Source organism: Bacillus sp. MYb78, assembly GCF_002975115.1.
GTDB classification, from domain to species: Bacteria; Bacillota; Bacilli; order Bacillales; family Bacillaceae_G; genus Bacillus_A; species Bacillus_A cereus.
In genome coordinates, this window is the sequence record NZ_PCOB01000022.1 from 20692 (window position 1) to 47362 (window position 26671).

Genomic DNA, 26671 nt, shown 5'->3' on the forward strand with positions numbered 1-26671 from the left:
AAAACTTCTATTATACTAATACGCTTGATAGAAATACGATTAATGCTGTTAATACTACTGCTCCACTTGCTGATCCTACGAAGTCACCTTTTGTTACTTGTAATACTTGCTCTTTCATATCTTTCATTCTCCCTTCTTTTTCTTTTGTTACAAAGTTTCTATTATACTAATACGCTTGATAGAAATACGATTAATGCTGTTAATACTACCGCTCCACTTGCTGATCCTACGAAGTCACCTTTTGTTACTTGTAATACTTGCTCTTTCATATCATTTATCCTCCCTTTTCATAAGTTATCTATATGTAATTTCTAAGAAATGTTTATTTCATAGTTTTTATGTTAACGTTACATTAAATTTGATAACGTAACGTTTGTAACATTAATGTAACATAACTATTGTTACGTTGCAATATAATAACGTGAAATTTATTACACTTTTTTTACGTTTTTTTATAATAATCCCTGAAAACCTTTATTTAATGCGCTTTTCACTAAACTCACGTTTGTAACATTCGTGTAATATTACAGTCATAAAGTGAAATATAGTCATCCTCCTCTCTATTTTTGTTACAAACAGTTTATTTAGTGACACTAAACCTATCTAATCTTTACTTACTTTTAATATGAGATAAAATACCGTCTTTCCAAGATAAGTTTATATGTTTCCTCTATATAACTATGTATAATAAAAACAAAGAGGTGGTCATTTTGAAATTAATCGCATTAGATATGGATGGTACACTACTATCATCTAATCTTGAAATCTCCAAAGAAAACCTACAAGCAATCCAAACTGCACAAGAAGCTGGTCATATTGTAATGATTTGTTCTGGTCGTGCGAAAGAGGATGCTTTAAAGCTATTGGAAGAATATAAATTATCTCTTCCAGTCGGAGCAAGCAATGGGGCTATTGTTTATGTGGATGGAAAAGTAATTAACTCTCGTTGTATACAAAACGACAAAGTGTACAAACTTGCAAAATTACTAGAATCTGAAGGTTTCCCATATAAGCTATATACGAATAAAGGAGTTTATTCTCCATATACATGGCAAGATCAAGTGATGCAAGCGTTCGAAGAAAATAAGCATGCGCTCGATGTTACATTAGAGGAGCTTGAACGAATTACAGAAAAGCAAAAGAAATCGAACCTAATTACCGATTTCAAAAAAATAGAAGATGTTGTAAATAACCAAGAACTAGAAATATCTAAATTCTTCATTTCAACATTTAATGCAGCGCATCGCGCACAGCTATTAAGCGTGTTACAAGAAGACGCTGATATTATGGTTACAGCATCAGCTCCTACTAACTTAGAAATTATGGATAAGAATGGACATAAAGGAAACGGGCTACAGCAGATGGCAGCTCATTTTAATATCCCTATTGAAGATACAGTTGCTATTGGTGATAATTTTAATGATGTACCAATGTTAGAAGTAGCAGGCTTATCTGTTGCAATGGGCAACGCTGAAGAAGATGTAAAAAAACTATGTGATGTTGTAACATTAACAAACAATGAACATGGTGTTTCTCACGCAATCGAGCAATTTGTATTGAAACAAACTTCATCTAGTAAATAAAAAAAGGACTCTTTCCATTTGAAAGAGTCCTTTTTTTATACATGATGACAAGAAACAAAATGATCATCACCAACATTACGAAATTCTGGTATTGTTTTTTTACAAACATCTGTTGCAAACGGGCAACGTGTATGAAAACGACAACCCGAAGGTGGATTTGCTGGACTTGGAATATCCCCTTCTAGTATAATTCGCTCTCGCTTCACTGTTGGATCTGGTATTGGAACAGCTGATAACAATGCTTTTGTATACGGATGTAGCGGATTGGTAAATAACTCATCACGCGGCGCCGTCTCCACAATTGTACCTAAATACATAATTCCGATTTTCGTACATAAATGTTCTACTACACTCAAATCATGTGAAATGAATAAATAAGATAATCCCTTTTTCTCCTGTAACTCACTAAATAAATTAATAATTTGTGCTTGGATAGATACATCTAGTGCCGCCACAGGTTCATCAGCTACAATGAATTCTGGATTTAATACCATAGCCCTTGCGATTACGATACGCTGACGTTGTCCACCAGAAAACTCATGGGGATACCGGTCAATATGATAAGGAGCTAAGCCACATAACTCCAATACTTCAATTACCTTTTCACGAACATTTTCTTTCGTCGCTAATCCGTGGGCCAACATCGGCTCTCCAAGCGCTTCACCAATTCTCATTCTCGGATTTAATGAGCTAAATGGATCTTGGAAAACGAGCTGCATATTAGGGCGATGTTTTCTCAATTCATCCTTGGATAAAGAATGAACATCTTTCCCTTTAAACTTCACTTCCCCCTCCGTTTTTTGAACGAGACGTAAAATTGTTTTTCCTATCGTTGTTTTTCCGCTCCCTGATTCGCCAACGAGACCAAACACTTCACCTTTATTAATAGTAAAACTTACTCCATCAACTGCTTTTACATGCCCAATCGTTCTACTAAATATGCCACCTTTAATTGGAAAGTATGTCTTTAGGTTTTTCACCTCTAATAATGGTTCACTCATCGTTCCGCACGCTCCTCATATAACCAGCAAGCTACTTTATGATTTTCATCATTTACATTTAGATTTGGGGCTTCTTTTTCACATATTTCCATACAATGCTCACAACGCCCACTAAAGTAGCAAAACTCACCTAAACCAACTAAATTCGGAACTTGCCCTGGAATAGAATATAGTTTATCTATTCGTTTTCCCATTACTGGTTTTGATTTCAACAATCCTTTCGTATAAGGGTGTTTTGGATTTTGGAATATCTCTAGTACTGGAGCTTCTTCAATAACTTTCCCGCCATACATAACGACAACGTAATCAGCCATTTCTGCTACGACACCTAAATCATGTGTAATTAATAAGATCGACGTTTTAAATTCTTCTTTCACTTGTCTTAGTAAATCCAATATTTGAGCTTGAATCGTAACATCAAGAGCTGTTGTTGGTTCATCTGCAATTAATAACTTAGGATTACAACTAAGCGCAACAGCAATCATAATACGTTGTAACATCCCGCCGCTCAATTCATGCGGATAAGAATGAACAATTTCATTAGCACGGGCTATGCCAACTTTACGAATTAACTCAATTGCTTTCTTATACGCTTCATTTTTACTAAGTAATTCATGCTCCCTTAGCGTTTCTACAATTTGCTCACCTACAGTGAAGACCGGATTTAGCGATGTCATCGGTTCTTGGAAAATCATCGCAATATCATTGCCTCGTAAACTACGAAGTTCTTTCTCTTTCATTCCTAAAAGACTTTTTCCTTCATATAAAATGTCTCCACCTACTACACTGCCAGATTCAGCAATAAGCCCCATAATAGATAAGGCCGTTACACTCTTCCCGCAACCTGATTCTCCTACTACACAAACCGTTTCACCTTCCCGAACAGCAAAGCTAACATGGTTTACAGCCTTCACTGTCCCTTCCTCCGTTTGAAAGTGTGTTTGTAAGTCTTTTAGCTCTACTACCGCTCTACTCATACCTTCTCACCTACCGTCTCATCTTTGGATCTAACGCATCACGAAGTGCATCACCAAGTAAATTAATTGATACAACTGTTATAAAGATTGCAAAACCAGGCGGAATCCATAACCACGGACGCTTTTGGAAATCAATTAATGAGTTAGCTGCGCTAATCATGTTCCCCCATGATGGCGTAGGTGGGACGACGCCGAGACCTAAGTAACTTAGTGCGGACTCACTTAAAATAGATCCAGCCACACCTAGAGTTGCTACAACAATAAGTAACGGAAAGACGTTAGGAATTAGATGATGAATGATTTTCCGAGAATCTTTTAATCCTAATACATCTGCCGCTTGCATAAAGGCTTGCTCCCGCAATGTTAAAATTTGTCCCCTCACAAGACGGGCAAGTCCTGGCCATCCTACTAAACTTAAAATAATCATTACAACATATAAACGGTACTCCGATGGTAATTTCCATTCTGATAAAATTGCTCCCATTATAATAAGTAGTGGTAATCCTGGAATGGACATTAACACATCTGCAACACGCATAATTAAATGATCTACAACTCCTCGATAAAAACCAGCAATTGCTCCTAATAGAGCTCCTAGTATAACGGATAGTAGCATCGACGCTAAACCGATTGTTAATGAAATACGCCCTGCTTGCATAAGTCTAGTTAAAATATCCCGTCCCAACTGGTCTGTCCCAAGCCAATGTGACAGGCTGGGTGGTTTATTAATTTGTGTTACTTGTACTTTCCCATCAGCATACGGTGAAAAGATTGGACCAATAAAACTAAATAAAAACATAAATATTAAAACGTATAAGCCACACAGTGCCATCTTATTTTTCTTGATTTTTTTATACGCTTGGCGCCATGGTGATGATTCATTTCTCTTTTTCCGTTCTTTCTTTTTCTCTATTATAGGTGTAATAGTCTCCATATCTTTCCCCCCTTACTTCAATCGAATTCTTGGATCAACAAACGCATAGACAATATCAGCTAAGAAATTAGCCATAATTGTTAAACAAGAAAGAAACATTGTAAAGGCCATTAATACCGTATAATCACGAAAGTTTAATGCTTCTAATTGAATACTCCCAATCCCTGGCCAATTAAAAATCTGTTCAATAATAATGGCTCCTGAAAATAAACCCGGTAATTCAAAAGCGAGTAATGTAATTGCTGGCAAAATTGCATTTTTCAATGCATGTTTATAAATAACGGTTCTTTCTTTTAAACCTTTTGCACGAGCAGTACGAATATAATCTTGCCTAATAACATCCAACATGCCCGTTCTAAAATAGCTTGTTAACGATCCTACACCAAGAAGCGTTAAAATAAATACAGGTAGAATCATATGACGTAATACTTCTAATATGTATGCTATCCCTGTTGAGTTACTCCCAATATCAATCATGCCACCAATAGGTAATAACTTTAAATCAACTGCTAATAATTTAATTAAAAATAGTCCGATAAAGAATGATGGAAATGACATTGCTGCAAAGACACCGATTGTTACCAATCTATCAAACCAAGAATGCTGCTTTGTTGCAGAAATAACCCCAATAATAAGAGCAATAATCCAAGTGAAAAATAAAGCTGCAGCAGCAACAATAAATGTATTCCAAATGAATTTATTAAGTAATGAAGTTACCGGTTCTTGGTACTGTAAAGAAAATCCAAAATCACCATGCAAAGCATTCACTAGCCAATGAAAATACCTTTCAATAATCGGTTTATTTAAACCGTACAACTCTCTTAATTCTTGAGCTCTCTCTGGTGTTAATTTTGGATTTGAATCGATATAATCACCCGGTAAGAGTGCAAATAAGAAAAAGATAATAATAGACGTACCAAACAATGTAGGAATCATTTGTAGAAACCTACGAATGATATATGTTTTCACCTTTTGTCTCCCCAATCCTATTTACTTAAAAATAGAAGAACATTTTTTCAAAACAGCTACCATTTCATTGCTGTGTGAAAAAACGTCTTCTATTATTTAGGTCAACCCTTATTGTTCAATAGATAACACTGGTAAGTTGGAACTGATGCTATCGTACTTTTCTGGATCAATTCCTTTTATACGTGCATTATGAGCATACAGTAGTTTACGATAGTTTAATAAAATAACTGGTGGATCATCACTTAACTCTTTATACAGCTCTTTATAAATCGCTTTACGTTTTTCAATATCTGTCGTTCCTATACCTTTTACAATCAAATCATCTACTTTCGGATTATTATAACCCGTATCACTTTTTGGATTAGTTGATAAGTACTCACTTACAACTTCACTTGGATCACTAATTCCTGGTGTTGAAACTGCCGCTAAATCGTAGTCACCTTTTCCTACTTTTGAAAGCATCGTATTAAAGTCCATCAACTCTGGATTTAATTCAACACCAATTTCTTTGTAACTTTCTTTTGCAATTGGAATAAAGATATCATTTGTTTTACCTGTATTTGATGCGTAGTATGTTAATTTTAATTTTTGACCATCTTTTTCACGAACCCCGTCAGAACCTACTTTCCAACCAGCCTCATCCAATAATTTTTTAGCCTTTTCTACGTCGTGCGGATATTTATTAATACCTTCTTCTGTATATGCCCATGAAACTGGAGCAATTGGTACGTTAGCGACAGAGCCATAGCCTTGTAAAGCTGTATCCACATACTTCTTACGGTCTAATCCATAAGTAAGTGCTTGGCGTACCTTTTTATCTTTCAAATACGACTTCTTATTATTTACATAGATATAAGCAATATCACTTGATGATTCAAGATTAATATTTGCAAACTCCAATCCTTTTAATTGGTCTATATTTTCAGGGTTCGCTCTAAATCCACTATAGTCCAGTTCACCTGTTTGGAATAATTGGAATCCAGTATCACCTGATGTGATTTTGTAAATAAAGTTTTTAATTTTTGGTTTACCTGCATAATAATTTTCGTTAGCAACAAAGCGGACTTCTTGACCTGGAACATATTTTTCAAATTTATATGGACCCGCTGCAATTGGTTGCCCATATAATGCTTTTAAATAGTCTAAACTTGTATTTTGTTTATAATCTTTTCCATAATAAGCTTTTGATAGCACTGGGCCACCTAAATTCGTTAGCGCCTGTGAATTAACTTTTTCAGTTGTAATTTTAATTGTCTGTGGATCAACAACTTGGATTCCTTCAATAGAAGTTGCTTTTCCTTCTTTATATTCTTTCCCACCTTTAACAGCATACTGAGCAATATCCAATCCACCTTCATACGCTTTATCATGAAGTAGTGTTAATGTAAATGCTACATCATCCGCTGTTAGAGGCGACCCATCACTAAATTTTAAATTTTTACGTAAATGGAATGTATATGTTAACTGGTCAGCAGAAATATCCCATTTTTCTGCAAGATCCGGAACAGGTTTACTTTGTTTGTCTGTTGTTACTAATGAAGCAAAAATAACCGACGTTACATTTCCATCCCAACCATTATCTTGGAAATACGGAAGGAAAACTCCCCCTGGCTTAGAAATGGCTGTAATGAAAGTATCTTTTCGTTGATTTGCTTTCTCTGGACTTTTCTTTTTATCTGTAGCTGGAATTGATTCAATCTTAGAATCTTTTAAATCCTGCTTTTTTACTGGTTCTGTAGAAGCCGTATCCTCCTGTCCCCCACAAGCAGATAACACAAGCGAACTACTAAGTAATACTGAAAATACACCAGCCCATTTTTTTGTCTTTTTCTTCATTGTCCCCACCCTAACTGTTTAATAGTTATACCCTTTGAACTTATTAGCTTATGTATGCCTCCCACAGCACATTTATAGCCAATCGGAAAAGTCGGTTTTAATCAGAAAAAAATAGATGTTTTTGAGGGGTAACAATCTTATTCCGACCTTTCCGGTAGACTTTATGGTTATTAGCTTATATCGTTCAGTATATTTTGTCAATTCTTTCTAAATAAATATTTTGAGAATTTTTCCAAAATTATCACTCTATTCTTATACTTTAAGAAAACTCAGCTATAATTCGTATTAAAAACTTAAAAATCTACTTCTATTTCTTCAGCATGAAACATAGAATACTAATAACCAATTACCAAAAAGGGGGCGAAAATATGGACAACCTATTCCAATACGTCCTGCACTACGTATTATTAACAATTATGATAGTCGGGGCGCTATTACTATTCCCGTTCTTCCCAAAGTTCGTCCTCTTTTTAGCTTTTTTTATCATGCTCGGGATCGCTATTATAATTTCAACAAGAGAAGATGCCACGCAGAAAGAGAGCAGAGTTCAGCGCGTAAAGCTGTAACTTTGCTCTCTTTTCGTTTTCAATCACTAGTCTCTGTTACACATATTTATCCCGCTATTTGCCGGGCAGTAACCCCCCCACTGATTAAAGTTTCACTTTATCTCTCGGGAAATAATTAGCCTTTGTTTTTGTGATTACTCCTATTGAAAAGCCACTAATGACATTTATTTTTCACCTTATCATTTCATACGCTTCACAAGCTATGCAAATTGAGGAACACGGATTTATCTAAGTTACTGTTTCACGTGAAACACATCGCTTCATTTAATCTTTAAAGCAAAATATCATTATGAAAAAGCCACTTCCTCCAACAAAACTGAAAGGAAGTGGCTTTCTACTCTTTACTCCACAATATTCTCTAACTCACTATATAACTTCGCTCGTAACAACTCTTTCATCGTTTTTTCCTCATATAATTTTTCAAGTCTTTCAACATCAGCTACATGTTCCATTTCACATTCTATTGCATATATATCTTCTTCTACATGCATTAACTCATTTTCAATCTCTTCAAGATTCCTAGCTTTTTTCTCTTTTACTGGAACCATTTCAACACTCTTTCTCCCTTGGCGTTTCTGCTTTATTACTTGCTTCTCAAGCTTTTCTTCCCATTTTTGACGAGCCCATGCATAGTTTCCTGCAAACTCAAATAATTTACATTCATCAATCCAGTACGTCTTTTCAAATAACTTATTTAAAAAATAACGATCATGTGAAACAGCTAGGATTGTTCCATTATATTGCTCAAGGGCTTCCTCTAAAACTTCCCTTGATTCAATATCAAGATGGTTTGTCGGCTCATCTAGAATTAGAAAATTGATGTCTTGATACATAAGTTGCGCAAGTCTTAACCTCATTTTTTCTCCACCGCTCAGTTGCGTTACTTTCTTAAATACTGCTGGACCATAAAATAAAAACTTAGCCAATATATGTCTTGCTTCTCCTTCTGTTACAGCTACATACTCTCTAAACGCTTCCAATACATTACTCTTCACATTTCCATACGTATGCTGTGATAAATAACCAATCTTGACACTACTACCAATTCGAATTTCACCAACGTCTGGATTTATTTCTTTTAATAGTAGTTTTAATAATGTAGTCTTTCCTGTACCATTACGACCAACGATAGCCGCACGCTCTTGAAAACGAACATGTAAATTCGCTTGTTCAAATAAAGGTCGGCCAGCAAAACCTTTACTCACTTCTTTCATTACAACAACATCTTTCCCGCTTCTCTCTTGCCCTTCAAACTGAAGACCCATCTGTTTTCGTTCTAAAATTGGCCTCTTTAATTTCTCTATACGTTCTAACGCACGTTCCATATTTCTCGCTCTTTTATGCAATCCTTCATTCGGAGGGTTCGCTTGATTTGCCCATTCACGTAGACGCTTAATTGCTTCTTTCATTTTCTTTATTTTCTTTTGTTGCTCCTGATAAGCTTGAAACTCTTGAAGTAATCTTTCTCCCTTCTCCTCAACGAACTGAGAATAATTCGTATGGTACACGTGAATCTCTCCATCTTCCAAATCAAAAATTTTCGTTACAACTTCATCAAGGAAATAGCGATCATGTGAAATAACCATAACTGTTCCAGTGTATTCTTTTAAAAATTGCTCTAACCATTCAACTGCAAATAAATCTAAATGATTTGTTGGTTCATCTAATAGAAGTAAATCTGGTTTCTGCAATAGCATATATGCAAGGCTTACTTTCGTCTGTTCTCCTCCACTTAATTCTGTAAATACTCTTGAAAATAAGTCTGTCACTTGTAAGCCATTTGCTACCTTCATTATATTTGCTTCTATTTCATAACCACCAAGAAACGCAAATTTTTCTTGAATGACTCCGTACCTCTCCATTAGCTTTTCCAAAGCAGATTGTTCCTGTTCCACCGCCATATTTTTTTCTAAAGCATGCATTTCTTTTTCTAATTCCTTTTCTACTTTAAAAGCAGAACTCAATACATCATATACAGTCATAGCCTCATCAAACTTCGGAATTTGTGCGACATGACCAATACGTGTACCTTTCTTCATATGAATGGCTCCTGCATCCAAACTCTCCATTCCCGTTAGAAGCCCAAAGATTGTTGTCTTCCCACTACCGTTACGACCAACTAATCCAACACGTTCACCATTCTTTATTTCAAGCGATATATTTTCAAATATAGTGTTTCCACCAAAAGATTTCGTTACATTATTTACACTACAAATAGTCATTTTCCGTACTCCTTTCAATATAAAAAACCATGAGAAAGAAACATTCCCCATGGTTTTCGGCATAGAAAAAGGAAGCCAAATAGCTCCCTTTTCACACGTTTATTAAAAATGGGTGAAGAGATTTCTATCGTTCAATAGTCACTATGCAATTGTTAAAAAAGGGCATACGTATCCCGTTAACAACTACATCATGAAAAATCGCACGACAAAAATAGATAAAATCTAAAAATTTGGCACGTGCAGCTAAAGAACGTTTCATCTCATTCACCCCTTTCGTACGGAATTTAATACTTACTTCTTTATTATACTTTCCAATTTCATGTTTGAATAGTCATTTTTCTGAAAATAATGAAGATAGACTAAACATTTCAATAAGTGACATCAAATCTTACAAAACTGTTATGTTCACGTAATGGAAAGCGATAGTACGAAAAGATGCCTCCCTATACAATAAAGATGTAAACAAGAGAGACAAACAAAAGGAGGAAACAAACATGATGAAAGAAATCGTAAAAGCAATCTTTGAGGTATTAGTGAACGGACAAGCAGTTGTAAAAGAACTAAATGAACTATAAAAAGGAGTGAAGAAATATGATGAACATGGTGAAAATGATTTTACACGCTTTAGTCGATGCAAAAGCAGTTAGCCAAGAATTAAACCAACAATAAAAAGGGGTATATGAATATGAAGAAAGCCATTATTATCATTGCAAGCACAGCAATTACTTTATACACAATAAAAAATAGAAAAAAGAAAAATAATGAAAATGTTCTATATTATCCATACACGCTATTAGAGAAAAAATAAAAGACAAGGTACCCTATCGTAATGAGGATATCTTGTCTTTTATTTTTCCCCTATTCCTTTAGAGGATTTCCTTCTCCTTTTCCCGAATGTATTAAGCGGGATTTTTACACATATTTTAAAGGGGCATATATACAAATGGATACACAACAACTATATTTTTTAAACGATATTGGTAAACAAAAACCAGAAAGTATTCGGAATAGAAGCGCTGCATGTCCATTTTGCGATAAAGAACAATTAACGGATATTTTAGCAACTGATGGTTCTATTATTTGGTTAAAAAATAAATTTCCTACATTACAAGATACATTTCAAACAGTGTTAATCGAAACCGATAATTGCGAAGATCATATCGCAACATATACAGAAGAACATATGAGAAAATTAATGCAATTTTCTATTCAACATTGGTTACACTTACAGAAGAACGAAGAGTTCGCATCTGTGATTTTATATAAAAATCACGGTCCATTTTCAGGTGGAAGTTTGCATCATGCACACATGCAAATTATCGGAATGAAATATGTAGATTATCTTGAAAATATTGAAGAAGAAAATTTCCAAGGGTTAATTGTTCAAAAAAATGAATGCATTGAGCTTAATATTTCAGAGCGTCCCATTATTGGCTTCACTGAATTCAATATAATCATTGATAATATTTCATATATAGCTGAAATGGCAAATTACATTCAGCAAACTGTACGTTACATACTGACAGATTTCCATAAAGGATGCAGTAGTTATAACTTATTCTTCTATTACTTAAATGGAAAAATCATTTGTAAAGTTGTACCTAGATTTGTCGTTTCACCATTGTATGTAGGATATAAAATACCGCAAGTTTCTACAAAACTAGAAGAGGTGAAAATACAACTCACGCAGTATTTCACGAAAGAAAAGGATGAAATTATTCATAAAAAAACAGAGTAGGTATAGAAAACCTACTCTTTTATTACACCTTTATTTCGATAGTACACATCTTCTAATCCGATGTTATACTTCATGTTATTATCCGTCCACTCTGGCCCTAAATTCCCTGGCCATCCAGATGTATTCGCTATATATTTCAGTAATGCAAAATCAGTCAAACCTTTTTGCACCCCGCGCTTATATCCTTTCATCAAATGCGGCATTGCAATTTGTGCATTTGTACGTGGATCTTTTAGCTCATCATCAGTTAAATGTTCTGGTGCAAGCCCGCCGCCGCGGTGTAGTTGAAACAATCCGAATGAAGTTCCATTATCTCCAACACTCCTTGGATTTAATCGACTTTCATGCTCAGCAATTGCAAGAGGTATCCATTCTGGAAGATTTACTTTCTTCGCTTCCTCTATAATGATTTGTTTCACCTGTTTTGCTTCTTCTGAATCAACATAACTTGTTCCATTCACTAGCTTATCCATTCCTTCAGACTTTCCTTGGAAATATAAATATACTCCAAGGACAACTAAAAATCCTACAAAGAATTTCTTCACTACCTCTACCTCTTTCTCCGCTGAAATTTGTCCCCTTTCAGCCTTCCCTTTACAATTACCTACATTCTATTACTCTTTTATCATAGCAAATAACTATACATATTATCATCATGCTTTAGACCGATTTTGTGAAAAAACAGCTGGTAAATACGTGCAAAAATGTAACTTTCATAGACTATAACGTATTTATTGTATATAATTGTAAACTGAACTCTATATATAGAATAGGAGCATACAAAATGAAAAAATGCCTAACACTCTTGTTCAGCATTTTACTACTCATCCCTACCTACACCTCTGCACAAACATCATCAAAACCAAAAGTACTTGTTTTGTATAGTACACAAGACGATAAAGTTTCAAATAATGTCCAAATCCTTAATACTCAATTAGGACATTTTACAAATGATATAACCGTAAAAAACTTAAAAGAAGCAACTTCAATTAATAACGTATCCTCCTATACACATATTGTTTATATCGGTGAAACAAAAGAAGCGTTTTCTAATGAAACGAAACAATTTCTAGAAAACTTCTCCGGCCCTGTATTAGTATTAGGACAAAATGTTGAACAATTATCTAACCGTTTTTCTTTCATTACATTGAAGAGTGACGATATACGAGTTAACAAAATTGAATATCCAGACAAGAAGCTAAAAAATACCTTAGAAGAGGAACGATTAATTCAATCATTTGATACGAATGGAACTGTGATTGCTAACGCTTTAAGCTCAAATAACACTAATCCACTAATCGTTCAGCATGAAACATCTTATTATGTTGCAACACCTAATCTCTTTGACTGGATGTCTCATTACGTCGGTGAAATGTTATTTTCTTATTTCGGCCAAAAACCAACGACGAATAAAGTTGAAGCTTATTTACGTCTTGAGGATGTTCACCCAGCAGCAGATATAAATCAATTGAAAGAAATTGCTGAATTACTAAAAGAGAAGAAGATTCCTTACATGATCACTGTTATTCCTGTATATGCAGATCCAGATACAGGTAAAACACTACATCTAAAAGATAAACCCGAACTAGTCGATCTTTTACAATCTATGCAAGATGATGGTGCAGCAATTATTATGCATGGTTATACTCACCAATTTTATGACAGCGAAACAGGTGAGGGCTTTGAATTTTGGGATGTAAAAACAGATCAACCAATTCGCCAACCGAAGCATGAAAAACCGAAGACAAAAGATGACTTTCCAAATATAGAGGCATATAACCAATATGTAAAAAAAGGGGAAGAGTTTGAGGAAAAATATACGAAAGATCATATCGAAAAAGGAATTCAAGAACTTGTAGCTGCTAAACTATATCCTGTTGCCTTTGAAGCACCTCATTACACGATGTCTCAAAAAGGATATGAAATATTATCAAGATACTTTTCAACTTATGTAGGACAACTACAGTTAAATGATACAACTTGGAAATCCATGCACTCACCATATTATACAAGTACTCCGTCATTTTTACATGGAATGAAACTATTGCCTGAAACAGTCGGATTTATTGAAGAAGATAAGCCACAAACTATTGCTAAAATGAAAGAACGTGCTCTATCTGTTTCTAAATTATCCGATGGGATTATTGGAGCATTCTATCATCCTTACTTAGGTGTGAAACCATTAAAAGAAGTATTAAAGGATCTAGAAAGTATTCCAAATATAGAATGGATTGATTTACAAAAGGAAAAGAATGAAGTAAAAATGAAAGATATTCATATTACGACGAATAAAGACGGCATTCACGTTGAAAAACCAACCAGTGCGAATGACATAATTGATTATATAAAGCAATATGGCTTCTTCCTTATACTAGGGTTCGTTATCATTGTCTTTCTTTTATTATTAAAACGTGCGAAAAAATTAGAATCCTAATACAAAACCACCGAGCGGAACGCTTGGTGGTTTTTTGTCCTATATCAAACCGTGGCATTTTACTAAATACATTCAACTTTTACTTTTTCCGTTACATGATTAAAACTATAATTCTCCTATCCTTTCAAATAAAATCGACTTGTATTTTCATATATTGTTTCTGCGACCTTATCAATGGATATGTTTTTTATAGAACTAATTTCCTTTAATACCTCTCGAATCATTCTTGGGTGCGTTATAACATCTTCTTGAAATTCCCACGGACCATCTGTTTCTACCATCATATATTCAAGCGGATAATACGAAACGATTTTTCTAATCTTCTCCTTATGTAAAACATCCGGTGTAATCGAAATATAATAACCATTTCTCATCATCCGTTTCATTGTTTCATCGCTTCCTTTAAACCAATGGAAGTGTGCACGTGAAACTTTATATTTCTCTAGCAAATCACATACAATGTCAGCATCTTCATAAACTGCGTGTAATACAATCGGCAAATTATACTTACTAGCTAGTTCTATAAATTTTTTCAATACAGCTATGTATGGATCTGCAGCAATTCTTTCATCTTCTTTTCTCAAATAATAGGGCAAACCTACTTCACCAATCGCAACAATTTCCTCTGCGTTCTGTTCAATAAGTTGATAAATCTGTTCACACTCTTCTTTATGAATCTGTTGCTCTGGATGAAACCCTATCGCTGGATATATAAAGGGATACTTCTTCGCTAAAGATAACGTTTCCTTACAAGATTGATAATTCATAGATACCGCAATAAGCCCCTTTATTTCCTTACTATTTTCCACCTCTTTTAGTAATCTGCTCTTCTCTTCATCCTTATATTGATCAACATGTATATGACTATCAATCCATTTCATCTTTATGCCCCCATAAAAAAAACAAGAAAGGACTTCCTTTCTTGTTTTAGCATCTATATTATTTAACAATTAAGTTTGTTATGATATCAAATAATCCAATACACACTACGGCAACAGTAAAGTAGCTACAGAAATCTTTAATTGGTAACTTCACTACTTCTTCTTTACGCATCCCATTTTTCTCCCTTCTTACTAGATCCCTAATTATTTTTCTATCTGTATCTATTATGCAAAAAATATGACAAATTTACTATCGAATTAACTTACGTAAACCTTACAATGTTGTAAGGTTTAAAAAAGATCCCCATCTTTATTCAGATGAGGATTATTAAAAATTAGTTGGTTTTTCATTCTTCATTACAAATAGAAAGTAATACATTGAGACTTTCTAGTTACACTATATGAAAATTACTATCTTTTAACTATCGAATTACATTACAGAAGGCTTACATGTTTGTAAGTTATGTGTAATGTAATTCGATAGTTCTCCTTACTTATATTTCGTACAATAAAGTTAGAAAGTAAGCCAAATAAGAAGAACAATCACATAACCAAATTACATTGCTAGTAGCTACTCTTCTTATACCTTTCACCCATGCTACTACAATGTACCCCCTTCCCCTTTATATAATAAAAAAGCCTTAGTCTATATGGACTAAGGCTTTTTTGTTAATCTTAAAAATACCCTTACCCAGTATTTTTATTTTCGACAAAAAATAGATGGGGGTATATTTCGCTATCTCACCGTTAAAAGTTTACTCTTCGCATTTATAGGAATATTTGCAACCTCAATCTCTTCAATGGACTCACCGTAACGCCCTTTTGCAAAAACCTTTAATGCTTCATCTCTCTTTAACATATGCTTAACCGTTTTCTTTATTTTCTGCTCTCTACCACGTTCATCGAATGCAATAAATTCATATTCATACCACTCATCACCGATATGCTGACCAATTGTATTCACAACCGTATAGTATTCTTTCGTCTTATACAGTGGATTATATTTATCGATAACCGGTCCAAGTTTCGTAGGCAGTAACATTACTACTATCACTATCATCGCTATTATAGTAGTGATCATTTTTTTCTTCATAATAAACATTCCTCCTCTGCAGGATATATATACATCCATTTTAAAAAGGGGGAATAAAATCTACTATTGAATCTCATTACATTACACTTACATTTTTGTAAGAATTAAAAAAGGTGAACGAATTTACTCGTTCACCTTTTAGCTTGCTTTAAAGCCACCGCCAAGTACATCACGTACATCATGTATAACAACGAAAGCATCTTCATCTACCCGGCTAATAACTTGTTTTAACTTAACAAGCTCTTGTTTATTAATAACAACATATAAAACTTCTTTATTTTTACCAGTATATCCGCCGCGCCCTTCTAATACAGTAACACCGCGTGTCATATTTTTCGTAATAGCTTCACGAATTAAATCTGGTTGATTCGAAATAATCGTAACAGCCGTTTTTGTGTCCATTCCTTCTACAATGAAATCAATCACCTTCGCTCCAATGAACACAGCCACAAGTGTATACATCGCCTTTTCTTGCCCTATTATAAATACAGAACCAGCAATTACAACAATATCAATAATTAGTACGCCTTTCCCTACACTCCAACCTAAATATTGATTTGCTAACTGAGCTAAAATTGCTGATCCTCCCGATGTACCTCCGGCTTTGAACATACAGCCTAATCCAATACCCACAAATAAACCAGCAAATAAAGCTGCTAATAATGTATCACTATTTACATGATACTCAATATGTTCTGTAACGTATAAAAACAAAGATGTTTCTACAATCCCTAAAATTGTATAAATCATTGTTTTCTTATCAAAAAATTTATAACCAACAGCTAGTAAAATTGCATTTATAGCAAAGTTCACAATTCCTGGTGACCAATCAAATAAGTAGTACGTAACAACCGTTAAACCAATAATTCCACCTTCCGATAAACGGTTTGGAATTGCAAAGTAATTAATACCAATTGCGAATAATAATGAACCAATTGTAATTAGTGTTATTTCCTTTATACGTTGATTAACCATAGTTCATACCCTCCCCCCATTTGACATTGTATCACTATCTCCTAGAGGTTTAGAAGTGGTTTTTATTCCGCATTTTCCCTCTTAAAAATTGAAATATTATGTTTAAACAGAGGGTTGATTAATTATTCATATTTGCTCTAACTGCACGGACAAATCGCTCCACATTCCCTTTCTGAATATACTTAGCGCGAATGGTTTCATGACTACAAGTAAATTCAAAATACGGATGAAAATCTATGCTATCTATATGCAAATATGAATACTCTTTAAATGTTGAAGAATAGTACGGAAATTTCCCGTAAAAAAGGAGATGTCTAGTAGTGGCAACAAAAACCCCATGTTGATACGATAATATAAAATTATCCTTCTCAAATATCCCTACCACAAAAGCCAGAATCTTTTCATCATCATCTACATACTTTTTCATACTCGATAAAAGTTCATTCATGCATATTCCTCCAAATTCTATTCACTGCATTAACACTTGAAAAGAATCCATGGATTATTACAGACCGGTTTAACTCCTTTATAAAGTATGAAACGCGTTTCCTGTCAAAGATATTTCAAAAAAATAATCCGTTATGCGATTATACACATAACGGATTACGATTAAACTGTAGAGCGTTCCACAAGTTCGTATGGAATTTCCAGCTTTTCTTGTTCAGAACTCTCGTCATTCACTTTTCTATGCAACATTTCAAAAGCAGTTTTCCCTATCTCCTTTAAATTTTGATCAATAGTTGTCAATTGTAACACTTGCGAGATAGGTTGATTATCAAAGCCAATAATCGCTAAATCCTCAGGAACTTGAATCCCTAATTTTTCAACTTCTGTCATAACCCCAATCGCAACTTCATCACCTGCTACTATTAATGCTTCAGGAAGATCCTGCATCTCTTTTAACTTATGAGCCACTTTTACACCATCTTCTAGTGTAAAACATTCTGTAAAAATCCATTCTTCATTAACCTCTTCGTCTATAGATTGCAATTGCTGTTTATAAACATCAAAACGTTTTTGGCTACTTGGCCCTAATTTCCTTCCCGTGCAATAACCAATTTTTTTATAACCTTTCTCAATCAAATAATCCATTCCTAATTGAAAGGCCGCTGAATGATTCGTATATACACTTGAGATGTTTGAAATATCATTGTCTTCACAAGCAATTATTGCGCCGTAAGAAGCATATGGTTCTATCGTTTCCCAATCATTTGCACGTGAACAAATAATAAGACCATCCAATTGTTTTGTTTTTAACATATGTAAACTTTTCATTTCTTCTTTTTTATTATAATTCGTTTGGCAAAGTAGCACCCTGTAATTATGCGCTAACGCAGTCTCCATCATTCCGCTCACCATCGCATCAAAACACGGATGATTAATATACGGTAAAATCACACCAACAATATTCGTTTTTCCTTTTGATAAATGAACAGCATTTGCGTTTTGCGAGTAATTCAATTTCTCAACTATCTCTATAACCGCTTTTCTTTTTTCTTCACTTACATATGGGTGATCATTCAACACTCTCGAAACAGTCGTAACTGAAACTCCCGCCATCTTTGCGATATCTTTAATATTAGCCATACACTCACCTCTATCTTTAACTTAATGAATCCCATGAACATATGTCAAATCTTCTTATCATTACACCTTCATTCGTTTCTCTTACAAAAGTGTAATTTTTCTGTAAGCTAATTCGATAGTGACTTTCCGCAACATTTCATACAATTAAGTCAGAAACAAGGTAACAACTATTCGAAAAGGAGCGGATTAATATGATGAACAAAATGAAAACGAACAATTTCTTACATACAATGGGCATGGTATTTTCCGCTCTTATCGACGCAAAAGCTGTTGCTTCTACATTAAACAAGTAAGGAGAATATATTATGAATAACATCACTTTTAACAAATTAGATTTTTTAGGACTAGCTAGTGGCTCGCTTCTTCTTACTGCTTTTATTTACGCCGCTACGCTTGTATAACTTTGTGTCCCCTTTCCCCTTTATTATAAATAGTAATAGAAAAGACGACCGTCTATGCCCGGTCGTCTTTTCTTATTTTTGATTTGATTGCAAAGCTTCTTTTAACTCCTCAAACTTCTCATTTAATTGATCTGTCATCATTTTCATAGCGGTTTTTCGATCTATTTGTTCTCCAGCCTCAATTTGAATTGGATCTCCAAAAATCAATTGTGCCTTTTTCCCCTTTATTAATTCTTTTACACTTGATGGACCAACATAAGCTGCTGGTACTAACGGAACATTAGAACGCATCGCAATTGTCACAGCACCCGCTTTTAATGAAACATCTTCCGCTGATCTTGTTCCACTCGGAAAAATCCCTACTACCTTTCCTTCTTTTAATAAACGTGATGGAATTTTAAGTGTACTTGGCCCTGGATTCGCACGATCTACAGGGAATGCATTTACATTTTTAAAGAACCAATTTTTGAATTTCCCTTCAAATAATTCTTTTTTGGCCATGTAATGAATTTGAGTTGGATACATCCCTGTAGCTAACATTAATACATCCATAAAACTTGTATGTGTACATGCAACAACATACGGTCCACCTTCTGGTAGCTTTTCTCTTCCTTGTACTTCTACTTTCCCAGCTGTTTTAAATATATATTTCAACAAAAATGTAATTGGTTTATACATTTATTTCGTTCCTTTCTAAACATCCGAAGTATAATCATATTCTTACAATAATTATAACACTAAGTTTTAGGAGTTGGTAATAAAATTAAGGATGAATTGTTAAATTTCAATTCTTACAAAAGTGTAATTTTCTTGTAAGCTAATTCGATAGTTACTTCTTACTATATTTCATACAATTAAGTCAGAAACAGGGCAACAATTATTCGAAAAGGAGTGGATCAATATGATGAACAAAATGAAAACGAACAATTTCTTAAATACAATGGGCATGGTATTATCGGCTCTTTTCGATGCAAAAGCTGTTGCTTCTGCATTAAACAAGTAAGGAGAATGTATTATGAATAACATTACTTTTAACAAATTAGATTTTTTAGGATTAGCTAGCGGCTCTCTTCTTCTTACTGCTTTCATTTACGCTGCTACGCTTGTATAACTTTGTGTCCCCTTTCCCCTTTATATAGAAAAAGACGACCGTCTATGCCCGGTCGTCTTTTTAATTTTTTCTTTCTTTCAATTCTTTTAAAAGCTGTATCAGCTCAGCTTGTTGTTTTATCTTTTTACGACCATTTCGATTAATTGCTGCAAGCTCACAGGCAACTCCGACGGCAAAGAAAAACAATAAACTTTCTAACATGTGAAATCCTCCATTTGCCTATTAAACAGCTTGACGTAATTGTTCTTCTTGTAAAACTCTCTTATTTATATTTTCTTCTTTTCTCTGACAAACGTTATTGCGAATAAGCGCTGCAATAACAAGTACAGTCCCTATAATATCAAACATTGTGATTTGATACCCTTGCATCATCATAATAGCTAAAGTCGTAATTGGTACAAAATTAATAAATAAAATCCCATTAATGGATGATAAAATTTTCACACCATAGTTCCAAGCAAGTAGCGCTACAATACCTGGCAATGTCATCATAAATAACAAATCATATTTCACAATAGAAATCGTTCCCATACTCGGAACTGAAATATATCCAAGCGACGTAATAATTACCGTTATAATTCCTGTAACAGTCGTACCGAATACACACGTCAACGTAGAATAGCGTAATGTTGACCAATCACTACAAGTTTGACCACCCATCGTATAAATAACCCACCCTACAACACCAATAAATATAAATGCTAATGGGAACATATTATCTTTCAATGTTACAAAGAAACTCATGTCACCTTTTGTAATAACAAACACAGCTCCTACAAAAGCAATAACCATACTCGTTATCATATACTTCTTCGGTTTTATATGCTTATATCCCCATAAAATACAAATAGAAATCATCGGCATAAGTGCTTCCATAATGGAAGCTACCATTACACCCGACTTACCCATTAACATTTGCCCTAAAAATATGAGGACATTATATACTGTAAATGCCATCGTTCCAAAAAAGACGAGTAACTTTCCTCTTCCCTCTAAACAAAATGCCTGTTTTCCTTCTTTCACTAACAACAATACAATCAGCATTATCGCCACTGCTCCATAGCGAATAAGCGAAAAATAAAATGGATCTATGTATTCTAGCGCATGATCAGCAACTGGAAACATCGCTCCCCATGACATACTCGCAATTAAACACGCCAAAGCCCCTATTATCATTTGACCTCTTCTCACCGCAATCCCCCGTTTCTTTCTATTTGCACAAAGAGAATTGTAAAAGAAAAAATATATCACGTAAAATGATTCAAAATGATGTTAACTATCATTTATAATGATAGTTAACATCAAGGGGGATTACAAAATGGAATTACGAGACTTACAAATCTTTAAAAGCGTTGCCGATCAGGGTAGTGTAAGTAGCGCAGCAAAGGAATTAAATTATGTACAATCAAATGTAACTGCACGTATTAAACAACTAGAAAAAGAATTAAAAACCCCACTCTTTTACCGCCATAAACGAGGAATGACTTTAACAGCTGAAGGAAGAAAAATGCTCGTTTATGTTAGTAAAATTTTGCAAGATGTCGACGAACTAAAACAAGTATTTTTAGATAGCGAAACACCCTCCGGTATATTAAAAATCGGTACAGTCGAAACAGTAAGTACACTGCCTACCATTTTATCTTCTTACTATAAAAGCTATCCGAATGTCGATTTATCATTACAAGCGGGTCTAACAGAAGAATTAATTAGAGAAGTACTTGATCATCAATTAGATGGTGCCTTTATATCAGGTCCTATTAAACATTCACTAATCGAACAATACGATGTTAGTACAGAAAAATTAATGCTTGTAACACAAAATAAAGCTTTTCATATAGAAGAATTTACAACAACGCCTCTACTCGTTTTTAACCAAGGATGCGGATACCGTTCCAAACTAGAACGATGGCTGAAAGACGAAGGTTTGCTACCAAAAAGAATTATGGAATTCAATATATTAGAGACAATATTAAACAGCGTTGCACTCGGCCTCGGAATTACACTCGTACCACAGTCTGCTGTCCATCATCTTTCTAAAGCAGGTAAGGTACATTGTCATGCAATCCCTGAAAAATACGGCAGTATTTCAACGGTTTTCATACGCCGTAAAGATAGCTATATGACGAATTCAATGCGTAGTTTTTTAAAAACAATTGAAGAACATCATCATATCAATATGCTGTGAAAGACATTCTTACATGAATGTCTTTTTTTCTTACAAAAGTGTAAGTCTTTCGTAAGCTAATTCGATAGTTGCAAGTGGACATATTTCCTATAATTAAGACATAAGCAGGGCAACAACAATTCGAAAAGGAGCGGATACGCATGATGAACAATATGAAATCAAATAAATTTTTAAATACAATGGGCATGGTGCTATCCGCACTTGTCGATGCAAAAGCTGTTGCAACTACATTAAACAAATAAGGAGAGATTATAATGAACAACATTACTTTCAACAAATCAGACTTCATCGGACTTGCAAGTGGAGCTACTCTTCTTACGGCTTTCATTTACACACTTGCTCAAGGTCTTGTTTAACACTTTGTTTCCCCAAACCCCTTTATATAGAAAAAGCTGCTCGTCTTATAGACAAGCAGCTTTTTAGTTTGTTTCATATATAATTTGACCTGTTTTCGTAATATCATATCCGCCAATCGCATTTAATTCATTATGAAATTCTTCCGATTGCAGAATGTCTTTCACGACTTCAATCAGCTCTTCATTTTCTTTATTCTTCAAAATTACTAAATCATACTGTTCTTTCATGATTGGAATAAAGTCCACATTTACAATTTGCGAAAACTTTTCTGAACCTACTCCTACATCAGCTTTTCCATTTGCAACTTGCGTGGCAACACCCAGATGATTCGATTCTTCCCATTCATATCCACTAATATCAGCTTTATTTAATTTTTGGATTCGTAATTGTTCATCCACTAACACTCTAATACCAGAACCCTTTTCTCGATTTACAAACTTTATAGTGGATCTGGATATGTCGGCCCATGTCTTTATTTTCTTCGGATTTCCTTTTTGGACATAAAATCCTACATTTCTGGACAATAAATTAATCATAATACATGGCTGGCCTACTAAAATGCGTTTTACATAAGGAACATTATATGTACCCGTTTCACCATCAAACAAATGCAAACTAACGATACTTCCTTCTCCTTGATACATTTTCACTAAACTTGTTAAGCTACCTTGATACGCCCTTAAAACATTAGAACTTGGCAAACGATTTTCTATACGTTTAGCTAACATATCTAACGTTAGTTCTTGACCACTAATAATACACGTGTTCAAGATACTACTACCATCGTTTTTTACAGGAGTAACTTGTACCTTTCCTGTTTTCATTTGTTTTATATATTGATCTAAATCTGCTGCATCAATGCGCATCTGTCTACCAACTCTATAAGAAGGAAGTTCTCCTTTTTTAATTAAGTCGTATACAGTTAATTTTGATACTTTTAATCGCTTTGCTACTTCTTCCGTTGTGTAGGAATGATGATCCATAGACGATTCCTCACTTTCTCCTTTCATTGTAACAAAGAAAAGAATATTTCTCCTATTTTTTAAAAATAGACATATGTTCAAATTATATTCAATTATAACTAGTTATATTTAGTTATAATTAGTTATAATTAGATGTGTCAAAACGAAAGGGGATTTTTTTATGAATAAATTTACATTACGTTCGATTGGGGCACTTATACTTTCTTTTCTTCTTATATTTAGTGTTGCATGTACAAACGGAGATAAGAAAGAGAAATCAACTGCTAAAGAAGGAAAAGCAGTTGAGCTTACTATCTCAGCTGCTGCAAGCTTACAAGATGCATTAAAAGAAATTGAAAAACAATATAAAGAAAAAGAACCCAATATTGAACTTTCTTTTAACTTCGGTGCTTCTGGAGCACTTCAACAACAAATTGAACAAGGTGCACCTGCTGATTTATTCTTCTCTGCTGCAGAAGATAAATTCCAAATCCTTGTAAAAAAAGGATTCATTAATGAAAAAGAAGGGAAAAATCTTCTTGGAAATGAACTAGTTCTAGTCATCCCTAAAGAAAGTTCTCTTACAAAATTTCAAGATTTAAAAGATGAGAAAATCAAAAAAATCGCACTTGGTACACCTGAATCTGTACCTGCTGGCAAATATGCAAAGGCCTCTCTAACACAAGAAAACCTTTGGAATGATGTTCAAAATAAAGTCGTATTTACAAAAGATGTTCGCCAAGTGTTAACATATGTAGAAACAGGAAATGTCGATGCTGGTATCGTATACAAAACAGATGCTCTCATTTCAAATAAAGTAAAAATTGGTGAAACAGCAGCAGCTATTTCTCATGAGCCAATCCACTATCCTTTAGGTGTTATAAAGGAATCTAAACATAAGAAAGAGGCGACTTCATTTTATGAGTATTTGCAGTCAAAAGATGCACAATCTATCTTTAAGAGATATGGATTTACAGTCCTGTCGTAATTACTATGAGCATTGATGCTATTATATCGCCTGTCTTTCTATCTTTAAGAGTAGCTGCGTGTGCCACTATTCTCGTTACAATTTTAGGGACGATTGTCGGGCGAGCACTAGCTCGCTCCTCATGGCGATATAAAGTACTATTAGAAACCATATTTTTATTACCAATGGTACTTCCACCAACTGTTATCGGCTTCTTTCTCATTATCATCTTTGGAAACAACAGCCCGATCGGAAGGTGGGTTGAATCATTATTTCAGCAGTCTATTATGTTCACATCTACCGCTGCGATCATCGCTTCTACAGTTGTTGCATTTCCGCTTATGTACCAATCAGCGAAAACGGGATTTTCTATCGCAAATGTACAAATTGAAGAAAGTGCTCGTGACCTTGGCGCAAGTGAATATCAAGTTTTTCTGCACGTTACACTTCCGCTTGCATTTCCTGCATTACTAAGCGGGATGATTTTGAGCTTTGTCCGCGCGCTCGGTGAGTTTGGTGCTACACTCATGTTTGCCGGGAATATCCCTGGTAAAACACAGACAATCCCGACTGCAATTTACATGGCCATTGACGCAAGTAATATGCAACTCGCCTGGACACTTGTAGTTATTACTATCGGTATGTCACTCGTATTTCTACTATGTATTCAACTTATTAATAAAAGAATTACTAACTCTTAAAGCAGCTTTTTTCGAAGCTGCTTCTTTATTTCTTAGGAAATAAAATATACCACCGGGAAATAACTGAATTTTACCTCTTATTAAAATATACATTTTATTTGAATTCACTTTCTAAAATAGGCAATTTCCTGTTATTATATGGAGGTGTTTCAAAAAATGAAGAAATGAAAACGCATTTATATCGTGAATTCTTCATCCTGTTTTAGCGATCGGTAATCTTCTACTCTATTAGTGGGGCATTACCGATCGTTAGAACGATATGTAACTATATTGGTATAGCAAACCGAAGGGAGTCTTGTAATGGACATTTTATTAGCGCTTCTTCCTGCAATTGCATGGGGAAACATCTTATTAGTAAGCGTAAAAATGGGCGGTGGTGCATATAGCCAAACGGTAGGTATGACAATCGGTGCTCTATTCTTCGCAACAATTATGTATGTATTTACTCAACCAGCTTTAACAATGACAATCTTAATTGTTGGTTTTATTTCAGGTTTATTCTGGGCTTTAGGACAAGTAAACCAATTAAAAACAGTTGAAAAACTAGGTGTTTCAACTACTGTAACGATTTCTACTGGTATGCAACTTGTTGCAACTTCTATCTTTGGGGTTATCGCTTTCCGTGAGTGGACTACTACTACAACGATCATTCTGGGAACGATTGCAATCCTATTAATCGTAGTTGGTGTTGTATTCACATCATTAGATGATAAAGAAAATGCTCAGCCACCTGGACAATTGAAAAAAGGACTTCTTACTTTAATTGTTTCTACTTTCGGCTATCTTGTATATGTAATTATTATTCGTTGGTATAATATCGATGGTTGGTCTGCTATTTTACCACAAGCAGTTGGTATGTTTGTTGGTGCGGTTGTACTGACGTCTAAACATAAACCATTTAACAAATATGCAATCCGTAATGCTTTGTCTGGTTTACTATGGGGAACTGGAAACTTATTCTTACTTCTTTCATTACCACGTGTTGGAGTAGCAACAAGCTTCCCATTATCTCAAACTGGAATCGTTATCTCAACATTCGGTGCGATTGTATTCTTAGGTGAAAAGAAAACAAAACGTCAATTGATCTTTATTGCACTCGGTAGTGTTTTAATTATTGGCGGCGCTGTATTACTTGGTATGACAAAAGCATAATCTTATATTCTATTAGTAAACCCCTGAAGCATATGTACT

The 26671-nt window shown here is 34.4% G+C and carries 31 protein-coding genes; 12 read left to right on the forward strand and 19 right to left on the reverse strand.

The window, feature by feature from the left end:
- Nucleotides 1-10: 10 nt before the first annotated feature.
- Nucleotides 11-127 carry a DUF3948 family protein gene (locus CQ064_RS27065; protein ID WP_000654250.1) on the reverse strand — a complete coding sequence of 39 codons (117 nt, stop codon included), beginning with the start codon at nt 125-127 and terminating at the stop codon, nt 11-13.
- Between the two features lie 34 nt (nt 128-161).
- Nucleotides 162-269 carry a DUF3948 family protein gene (locus CQ064_RS27070; protein ID WP_000664237.1) on the reverse strand — a complete coding sequence of 36 codons (108 nt, stop codon included), beginning with the start codon at nt 267-269 and terminating at the stop codon, nt 162-164.
- Between the two features lie 441 nt (nt 270-710).
- Between CQ064_RS27070 and CQ064_RS27075 the strand changes: the two genes are divergently transcribed.
- Nucleotides 711-1583, forward strand: coding sequence for a Cof-type HAD-IIB family hydrolase (locus tag CQ064_RS27075; RefSeq protein WP_000766425.1), 873 nt, complete (start codon nt 711-713; stop codon nt 1581-1583).
- Between the two features lie 35 nt (nt 1584-1618).
- Here CQ064_RS27075 and CQ064_RS27080 read toward each other — a convergent pair whose 3' ends face one another.
- The 5 genes from CQ064_RS27080 to CQ064_RS27100 all read right to left on the reverse strand — a co-directional run bounded on the left by CQ064_RS27080 (nt 1619) and on the right by CQ064_RS27100 (nt 7300).
- The gene (locus CQ064_RS27080) at nt 1619-2584 is read right to left on the reverse strand and encodes an ABC transporter ATP-binding protein (protein ID WP_001294500.1); all 966 of its coding nucleotides are present in this window, start codon (nt 2582-2584) and stop codon (nt 1619-1621) included.
- Nucleotides 2581-3561 carry an ABC transporter ATP-binding protein gene (locus tag CQ064_RS27085; RefSeq protein ID WP_000085617.1) on the reverse strand — a complete coding sequence of 327 codons (981 nt, stop codon included), beginning with the start codon at nt 3559-3561 and terminating at the stop codon, nt 2581-2583. Before CQ064_RS27085 ends, CQ064_RS27080 begins: the two co-directional genes overlap by 4 nt.
- A gap of 10 nt (nt 3562-3571) precedes the next feature.
- Nucleotides 3572-4495, reverse strand: a complete 924-nt coding sequence (gene opp4C / locus CQ064_RS27090; RefSeq protein WP_000447957.1) for an oligopeptide ABC transporter permease — start codon at nt 4493-4495, stop codon at nt 3572-3574.
- A gap of 12 nt (nt 4496-4507) precedes the next feature.
- A complete protein-coding gene (locus tag CQ064_RS27095) occupies nt 4508-5464 on the reverse strand; it encodes an ABC transporter permease (protein ID WP_000860688.1) in 957 nt (318 codons plus the stop codon).
- A 108-nt stretch (nt 5465-5572) separates the two neighbouring features.
- Nucleotides 5573-7300, reverse strand: coding sequence for an ABC transporter substrate-binding protein (locus tag CQ064_RS27100; protein ID WP_000730676.1), 1728 nt, complete (start codon nt 7298-7300; stop codon nt 5573-5575).
- A 368-nt stretch (nt 7301-7668) separates the two neighbouring features.
- On the opposite strand from CQ064_RS27100, the gene CQ064_RS27105 reads away from it, so the two are divergent.
- On the forward strand, nt 7669-7866 hold the full coding sequence (locus tag CQ064_RS27105) for a hypothetical protein (protein ID WP_000369254.1): 198 nt from the start codon (nt 7669-7671) through the stop codon (nt 7864-7866).
- Between the two features lie 341 nt (nt 7867-8207).
- Here CQ064_RS27105 and abc-f read toward each other — a convergent pair whose 3' ends face one another.
- Together abc-f and CQ064_RS34210 are read right to left on the reverse strand one after the other, a co-directional pair.
- Nucleotides 8208-10139 carry a ribosomal protection-like ABC-F family protein gene (abc-f, locus tag CQ064_RS27115; RefSeq protein ID WP_003269206.1) on the reverse strand — a complete coding sequence of 644 codons (1932 nt, stop codon included), beginning with the start codon at nt 10137-10139 and terminating at the stop codon, nt 8208-8210.
- A gap of 73 nt (nt 10140-10212) precedes the next feature.
- Nucleotides 10213-10347: an RAxF-45 family protein gene (locus CQ064_RS34210; protein ID WP_000830643.1), complete on the reverse strand. Its 135-nt coding sequence runs from the start codon at nt 10345-10347 to the stop codon at nt 10213-10215.
- A 420-nt stretch (nt 10348-10767) separates the two neighbouring features.
- Here CQ064_RS34210 and CQ064_RS33210 point away from each other — a divergent pair, with 420 nt between their 5' ends.
- Both CQ064_RS33210 and CQ064_RS27130 read left to right on the forward strand, forming a co-directional pair.
- Nucleotides 10768-10896 (forward strand): hypothetical protein, encoded by a 129-nt coding sequence (locus CQ064_RS33210; protein WP_001998915.1) that lies wholly within the window; start codon nt 10768-10770, stop codon nt 10894-10896.
- A 135-nt stretch (nt 10897-11031) separates the two neighbouring features.
- The gene (locus tag CQ064_RS27130; RefSeq protein ID WP_000381022.1) at nt 11032-11826 is read left to right on the forward strand and encodes a DUF4931 domain-containing protein; all 795 of its coding nucleotides are present in this window, start codon (nt 11032-11034) and stop codon (nt 11824-11826) included.
- Nucleotides 11827-11837: 11 nt separating this feature from the next.
- Here CQ064_RS27130 and CQ064_RS27135 read toward each other — a convergent pair whose 3' ends face one another.
- Nucleotides 11838-12371 carry a transglycosylase SLT domain-containing protein gene (locus CQ064_RS27135; RefSeq protein ID WP_000713253.1) on the reverse strand — a complete coding sequence of 178 codons (534 nt, stop codon included), beginning with the start codon at nt 12369-12371 and terminating at the stop codon, nt 11838-11840.
- A gap of 239 nt (nt 12372-12610) precedes the next feature.
- Here CQ064_RS27135 and CQ064_RS27140 point away from each other — a divergent pair, with 239 nt between their 5' ends.
- The gene (locus CQ064_RS27140) at nt 12611-14260 is read left to right on the forward strand and encodes a DUF2334 domain-containing protein (protein WP_000710612.1); all 1650 of its coding nucleotides are present in this window, start codon (nt 12611-12613) and stop codon (nt 14258-14260) included.
- A gap of 116 nt (nt 14261-14376) precedes the next feature.
- Here the strand turns inward: CQ064_RS27140 and CQ064_RS27145 are convergent, their stop codons facing one another.
- The 5 genes from CQ064_RS27145 to CQ064_RS27170 form a co-directional block, all read right to left on the reverse strand.
- A complete protein-coding gene (locus tag CQ064_RS27145) occupies nt 14377-15141 on the reverse strand; it encodes a TatD family hydrolase (RefSeq protein ID WP_000871102.1) in 765 nt (254 codons plus the stop codon).
- Between the two features lie 736 nt (nt 15142-15877).
- Complete coding sequence (locus CQ064_RS27155; protein ID WP_000728426.1) at nt 15878-16234, reverse strand: YxeA family protein; 357 nt, start codon at nt 16232-16234, stop codon at nt 15878-15880.
- Nucleotides 16235-16372: 138 nt separating this feature from the next.
- Nucleotides 16373-17209, reverse strand: coding sequence for a YitT family protein (locus tag CQ064_RS27160; RefSeq protein WP_000248045.1), 837 nt, complete (start codon nt 17207-17209; stop codon nt 16373-16375).
- Between the two features lie 118 nt (nt 17210-17327).
- On the reverse strand, nt 17328-17657 hold the full coding sequence (locus CQ064_RS27165) for a PH domain-containing protein (protein WP_001004239.1): 330 nt from the start codon (nt 17655-17657) through the stop codon (nt 17328-17330).
- A 161-nt stretch (nt 17658-17818) separates the two neighbouring features.
- Nucleotides 17819-18796: a LacI family DNA-binding transcriptional regulator gene (locus tag CQ064_RS27170; protein WP_001273903.1), complete on the reverse strand. Its 978-nt coding sequence runs from the start codon at nt 18794-18796 to the stop codon at nt 17819-17821.
- Between the two features lie 305 nt (nt 18797-19101).
- On the opposite strand from CQ064_RS27170, the gene CQ064_RS27180 reads away from it, so the two are divergent.
- Nucleotides 19102-19197, forward strand: coding sequence for a DUF3948 family protein (locus CQ064_RS27180; RefSeq protein ID WP_001060007.1), 96 nt, complete (start codon nt 19102-19104; stop codon nt 19195-19197).
- 72 nt (nt 19198-19269) lie between these two features.
- Here the strand turns inward: CQ064_RS27180 and CQ064_RS27185 are convergent, their stop codons facing one another.
- On the reverse strand, nt 19270-19875 hold the full coding sequence (locus tag CQ064_RS27185; protein WP_000277778.1) for a lysophospholipid acyltransferase family protein: 606 nt from the start codon (nt 19873-19875) through the stop codon (nt 19270-19272).
- A gap of 337 nt (nt 19876-20212) precedes the next feature.
- Between CQ064_RS27185 and CQ064_RS33215 the strand changes: the two genes are divergently transcribed.
- Entirely contained in the window at nt 20213-20308 is a 96-nt protein-coding gene (locus tag CQ064_RS33215; protein WP_001060007.1) for a DUF3948 family protein, read from the forward strand.
- A gap of 60 nt (nt 20309-20368) precedes the next feature.
- Here the strand turns inward: CQ064_RS33215 and CQ064_RS27195 are convergent, their stop codons facing one another.
- Nucleotides 20369-20509 carry a YrzO family protein gene (locus CQ064_RS27195; protein WP_000894065.1) on the reverse strand — a complete coding sequence of 47 codons (141 nt, stop codon included), beginning with the start codon at nt 20507-20509 and terminating at the stop codon, nt 20369-20371.
- Nucleotides 20510-20530: 21 nt separating this feature from the next.
- Complete coding sequence (locus CQ064_RS27200) at nt 20531-21499, reverse strand: DMT family transporter (protein ID WP_002182372.1); 969 nt, start codon at nt 21497-21499, stop codon at nt 20531-20533.
- Between the two features lie 127 nt (nt 21500-21626).
- On the opposite strand from CQ064_RS27200, the gene CQ064_RS27205 reads away from it, so the two are divergent.
- Together CQ064_RS27205 and CQ064_RS27215 are read left to right on the forward strand one after the other, a co-directional pair.
- Nucleotides 21627-22493, forward strand: coding sequence for a LysR family transcriptional regulator (locus tag CQ064_RS27205; RefSeq protein ID WP_000423026.1), 867 nt, complete (start codon nt 21627-21629; stop codon nt 22491-22493).
- A 254-nt stretch (nt 22494-22747) separates the two neighbouring features.
- Complete coding sequence (locus tag CQ064_RS27215; protein WP_001060018.1) at nt 22748-22849, forward strand: DUF3948 family protein; 102 nt, start codon at nt 22748-22750, stop codon at nt 22847-22849.
- A 63-nt stretch (nt 22850-22912) separates the two neighbouring features.
- Here CQ064_RS27215 and CQ064_RS27220 read toward each other — a convergent pair whose 3' ends face one another.
- Nucleotides 22913-23833, reverse strand: coding sequence for a substrate-binding domain-containing protein (locus CQ064_RS27220; RefSeq protein WP_014481933.1), 921 nt, complete (start codon nt 23831-23833; stop codon nt 22913-22915).
- 160 nt (nt 23834-23993) lie between these two features.
- Between CQ064_RS27220 and modA the strand changes: the two genes are divergently transcribed.
- From modA to CQ064_RS27235, 3 genes are all read left to right on the forward strand, one after another.
- On the forward strand, nt 23994-24800 hold the full coding sequence (gene modA, locus CQ064_RS27225) for a molybdate ABC transporter substrate-binding protein (protein ID WP_001032240.1): 807 nt from the start codon (nt 23994-23996) through the stop codon (nt 24798-24800).
- Between the two features lie 5 nt (nt 24801-24805).
- Nucleotides 24806-25480: a molybdate ABC transporter permease subunit gene (gene modB / locus CQ064_RS27230; RefSeq protein WP_000020518.1), complete on the forward strand. Its 675-nt coding sequence runs from the start codon at nt 24806-24808 to the stop codon at nt 25478-25480.
- Nucleotides 25481-25780: 300 nt separating this feature from the next.
- Nucleotides 25781-26632 (forward strand): GRP family sugar transporter, encoded by an 852-nt coding sequence (locus tag CQ064_RS27235; RefSeq protein WP_000353544.1) that lies wholly within the window; start codon nt 25781-25783, stop codon nt 26630-26632.
- Nucleotides 26633-26671: the final 39 nt, after the last annotated feature.